The sequence below is a fragment of the bacterium genome (genome assembly GCA_029210545.1).
GTDB lineage: Bacteria > BMS3Abin14 > BMS3Abin14 > BMS3Abin14 > BMS3Abin14 > JARGFV01.
Window position 1 is genome coordinate 1 of sequence record JARGFV010000152.1, and the last position, 5,060, is coordinate 5,060.

Genomic DNA, 5,060 nt, shown 5'->3' on the forward strand with positions numbered 1-5,060 from the left:
GCCTTTCCCCGATCTTCTCCGTGGTAAATGCCCTTGAGGGCCTTTACGGCATACGCCGGGAGCCCCCCCGGGTGAGGCTGCCTTTACCGACTTTATAGAACCCGTGTTTCTCTCTGCACCCTGCACTGCGTATTCCGGACCAAACTGACCACCGATTCCGGGGCAAATTGACCACCTGTTCCGTTCCAAACTGATCAGCCGGAGTATGAAGTTTGATGGCTTCGCAAAAAGTCATCAACGCACCCCGCGCGGGGTGCCCAAATCAATGACTAGCCGCGCCTGGAAGAGGTGCTGGGAGTCGATTCCGTTATTTTTCAAAGTAAAAGCAGGCACGGTTAACGTCTCCGGTGTGATCATGGGAGCTCATTTTTTTACATAAAGCATCCCTGAAAGAAAAAAAGTTGAGAATGTGAGGTGAGGCGAGGTGATGAGGAGTTGGTTAATGTGCGACAAAACCGACAAGTGGAATGTCCTTGAATCCGTTAATAGACTCTGGTAAGTTTTAACCATCATCCCGCCTTGGGCTGCGGCCCAGGCGCTTCCCGCGGGCCACGGTTCGCGGGTTTGTTTTGTTTGGGGGAGTGATGGGCAAAATCCGCACTATTATGTTTCATCGATGGGTTCAACCTCTACCACTCTATCTGCGACCTGAACAAGGCTTATCTAAATGGGTGAACCTCCAGAAACTCACTGGGGTGTTCCTGGATAGCAACGTCCATGAGCTGACTTCGATCTATTATTTTTCAGCGTATGCCTACTGGTTACCCAATGCTCATCAAAGGCATAAGAAGGGGATGAATTATGGCGTGCCTGACAAAGTTAATCGGATATGCCACAATTCAACACCTGACCCCTTTTTTCCTTTTTTTCGCCGCATTCACCACCGAGAATTAAGTTTCTTGAGTTTGAAGGAATTATTATGTCAGAAATTGATATTGATGATTTTACTGATGAAAAGAATGTATTTATAATTGTTCATTGAGACCGGATCATATCTGGTTGATCTGAGAAAGTATCTTATTCTGGAGGATAGGGGATATGCACATTCTGGACCGGATTATTCTTGGCAACAGCATAACTGCCTGGTTAATTGCCCTTGCCGCGGCCATGTTGATTTATACCGTGCTCACTTTCTTGCGGCGCATGGTCGGGGGGCGCCTAAAGCTTCTTGCTGCAAAAACTACAACCGATCTCGATGATTTTATAGCGGACCTTGTTCGTGTAAGGACAAAAAAAGCGACGTTCTTCGTTCTTTCCGTTTATGGTTCTTCCCTTTTCCTTGTTGTGCCGGCTCACATAAAAAGTATTGTTAACGGCGCTGTTTTCATCCTGCTGTTTCTCCAGGTCGGGATATGGGGCAACGGATTGATCAACTTTTACATCACCAGGAGAGCCGTTAAAGACGGGGAGGATGGACTTAACCTCGAGGCTTACTCGGTGATCACCTGGATAGCAAAGGCCTCGCTCTGGGCCATCGTTATCATGCTGGCCCTGAACAACCTTGGTATTGAGATCACGGCGCTCATCGCTGGTCTTGGTATTGGCGGCATCGCGGTAGCCCTGGCCCTTCAGAACATTCTCGGAGACCTGTTCGCCTCCCTGTCGATCGTCCTCGACAAGCCCTTTGTCGCGGGGGATTTCATCATCGTGGGCGAGCAACTGGGGGCAGTGGAGCACGTGGGCCTCAAGACCACGCGGGTTCGCAGTCTGTCCGGCGAGCAGATCATCTTCGCCAACAATGACCTGCTAAACAGCCGGATCAGAAACTTCGGTCGCATGAATGAGAGGAGAGTGCTGTTTGACCTGGGAGTCACCTACCAGACTCCAAAGGATAAGCTGGAGAAGATCCCGGCGATTTTACGGGAGGCCATCGAGGCCCAGGACCAGGTGCGTTTCGACCGCTCCAACTTTTCCAAGTTCGGAGCCCATTCGCTCGATTTTGAAACGGTATACTATGTCCTCGACCGGGACTATAACCTGTACATGAATATCCAGGAAAAGGTCTATCTGGCGATCTACGAGCGCTTTGGCCAGGAGAACATCGAGTTCGCCTATCCGACGCAGACACTCTTCGTGGAGAAGAGGTCTTGAGAGAGGTGGTCCCCAAAATTTGGACAGTGGTATAAGGTGGAAAACACGCCAAAGGAGGGACCATGTCCAAGTCGAAGTGTAAGCGTTATTCAGGGTGTACCCTGTGGTTCGATTGCCCTTGATGCATTTGTGGCATAAGCCTGAGCCCCCCCCCGGTCAAGGTTTTCCTTTGCGAAACTTTGCGGACTTTGCGGTGAATCTGCTTTCACCGCTTTCACAGGAAATAAGGTCTTAGCTGTCAGCTAAACCCTGAATTCAAGTTTAGTAGACAGACGGATCTAATCCACATAGTCTGTAAGCATGTCTACTCAACTTGAATTCTTCGCCTCCTGTCCTCTCGGCATCAACGACCTCCTCGCAAAGGAACTGGAATCGTTCGGGGCGACGGACTTGAAGGAGTCCGCCGCCGGGGTGTCCTTCAAGGGAACCCTGGAGACGGCCTACCGCGCGTGCCTGTGGTCCCGGGTGGCGAGCCGGGTCCACCTGCACCTGGCCACCTTTCCGGTTATTACCGAAGATGATCTCTACAAGGGCGTCAAGGCTGTCGCGTGGGAAGATCACCTCTTTCCCGACCGGACCTTCGCGATCCAGACCAGCGGCAAGACCACCACCGTCACCCACACCCATTACGCCTCGCTGAAGGCAAAGGACGCTGTCGTGGACCGTTTCCGGGAACTCACCGGCGAGCGGCCCTCCGTGCAGGTGCGCCAGCCAGATGCCAGGATCCACATTCACCTGGCCCGTGACAAGGGCACGGTGAGCCTGGACCTTTCCGGTGAGTCCCTCAACAAGCGGGGATACAGGCTCGATATGGGAGAAGCTCCCCTCAAGGAGAACCTGGCGGCGGCCATCCTGCTGCGGGCCGGGTGGCCGGCCATCGCTGCCGAAGACGGCCCCTTCGTGGATCCCATGTGCGGTTCCGGGACCCTGCTCGTCGAGGCGGCCCTCATGGCCGGCGACGTGGCTCCCGGGATATTTCGAACCGTCTGGGGATTTACCGGCTGGAAGAAGCACGAGAGCGGCATGTGGACCAACCTCCAGGTGGAGGCGCGCTACCGGATGAAGGAAGGCGGCGGCCGCTTCCCCGTCATGGTGGGTTACGACGCCGAACGGAGTGCCATCCGCAAGGCCCTGGCCAACCTGGACCGTGCCGGTTTTGCTGGAAAGGTCCACGTCGAGCGCAGAAGTGTGGATTCCCTGGTTCCTCCCCCCGCCGCCAGGGGCCGTGAAGGGCTGGTAGCGGTCAACCCCCCCTACGGGGAGCGCCTGGGCGAGGTGCAGGAGCTCAAGGGGCTTTACGGGACCCTGGGCCGGGAGCTCAGGGCCCGGTTCCCGGGATGGAGGGCGGTCGTGTTCACCGGCAACCCGGAACTCGGCAAGGAGATGGGGATCCGGGCGGTGAAGACCAACAACCTGTACAATGGTGACCTCAAGTGCCGCCTGCTGCACTTCGATATCCAGCCTGACCGGTTCGTCGAACCCGGACGCGGTCCCGTTCCTGGCCACGACGCCAAAGGGGAGGCGCTCATGTTCGCCAACCGCCTCCGCAAGAACATCAGGACGGTGGGGAAGTGGGCCGAGCGGGAAGGGATCACCTGCTACCGGCTCTACGACGCCGACATCCCGGAATTCAATGTCGCCGTGGACATGTACGAGGGTGAGGTTCACCTGCAGGAGTACGAGGCCCCTGACGGGATCGATCCGGATCGTGCGGCGGCCCGCCTTGCGGCGGCCCGGGATGCTGTCGGGGATGTGCTCGGCGTCTCCCCGGACCGGGTCCACCTCAAGGTCCGCCGCCGCCAGCGGGGCGTTTCCCAGTACGGGAAGATGGGGCAGGAAGGCAAATTCATCCAGGTCAGGGAGGGTGGTCTGAGTTTCCAGGTTAACCTCACCGATTATATCGACACCGGTCTGTTTCTCGATCATCGTATTACTCGCGCGATGATCCAGAAAATGGCCTCCGGTGTCGATTTCCTGAACCTGTTCTGCTACACGGGAAGCGCCACGGTCTACGCCGCGGCAGGCGGCGCGGCCGCCACCACCTCGGTGGACCTTTCCAGCACTTACCTGGACTGGGCCAGGCACAACATGAAACTGAACGGGTTCACGGGCTCCGGTCACAGGTTCGTCCGGGGCGACGTCCTGAAATGGATCGCTCAGGAGAAAGGCCGTTACGGTCTCATCTTCCTGGACCCTCCCAGCTATTCGCGTTCCAAGGGGATGGAGGGGGATTTCGATATCCAGAGGGATCACGGGATACTGGTCCGCCAGGCAGCCAGGTTGCTGAGTGCGGGCGGGATCCTTATCTTCTCCACCAACCGCCGCAAGTTCGAACTGGACACCGATACCCTGAAAGATCTGTATGTGGAAGACATCACCGATCGGACAATCCCCAGGGATTTCAGGAAAAGAAGGCAGCTGATTCACCGATGTTTTGAGATCAGAACGCAGAACACAGAACGCGGAACACAGAAGAAAGGCTGATGGCTGCCGGCTGGTAGCAAAGAGCAAGATCAAGAGCTGACTAAACGCAAAGTACACAAAGTTACGCAAAGGAAGGCAAGATCAAAAGCCAACTAACCACAGGGTACAAGCGCAGCCGACTGAAGGTTGCATCACAGGGAAAGGCAAGATCAAGAGCGGACTCTCGCAGCTTGTCACGCCATAGCTCGGCATGTGAGGGCAAAGCTGAAAGCGACGCCCCAAGAGCGACGGCGGAGGACGCAGGGAACGCAGGATAAGATCAAAAGCAGACTAACCGCGGAGGGCGCAGAGGAAACCAACGTTCGTCATTGCTAGCATTGAATAGTCAACTTCTACATTCTTCCTCCCCCTGCCAATAGCCCCTTTCCTTATTCTCCCTCTCCCCCTCATGTAGGCTCCCTTCCTTATCCTTCCTCCCCCTCGTGAAGGCCAACTTCCTTATCCTTCCTCCCCCTCGTGAAGGCCAACTTCCTTATCCTTCCTCC

The 5,060-nt window shown here is 55.8% G+C and carries 2 protein-coding genes; both read left to right on the top strand.

The features are described from left to right. The first annotated feature begins 1,038 nt into the window (after positions 1–1,038). On the top strand, positions 1,039–2,091 hold the full coding sequence (locus P1S46_11425; GenBank protein MDF1537086.1) for a mechanosensitive ion channel family protein: 1,053 nt from the start codon (positions 1,039–1,041) through the stop codon (positions 2,089–2,091). A 300-nt stretch (positions 2,092–2,391) separates the two neighbouring features. Further along, on the top strand, positions 2,392–4,575 hold the full coding sequence (gene rlmKL / locus P1S46_11430) for a bifunctional 23S rRNA (guanine(2069)-N(7))-methyltransferase RlmK/23S rRNA (guanine(2445)-N(2))-methyltransferase RlmL (GenBank protein ID MDF1537087.1): 2,184 nt from the start codon (positions 2,392–2,394) through the stop codon (positions 4,573–4,575). Positions 4,576–5,060 lie beyond the last annotated feature (485 nt).

What these genes read in the sequence shown, in the direction of transcription:
- P1S46_11425 (MDF1537086.1), top strand. Translation starts at nt 1,039, where the DNA reads ATGCACATTCTGGACCGGATTATTCTTGGCAACAGCATAACTGCCTGG.
- rlmKL (MDF1537087.1), top strand. Translation starts at nt 2,392, where the DNA reads ATGTCTACTCAACTTGAATTCTTCGCCTCCTGTCCTCTCGGCATCAAC.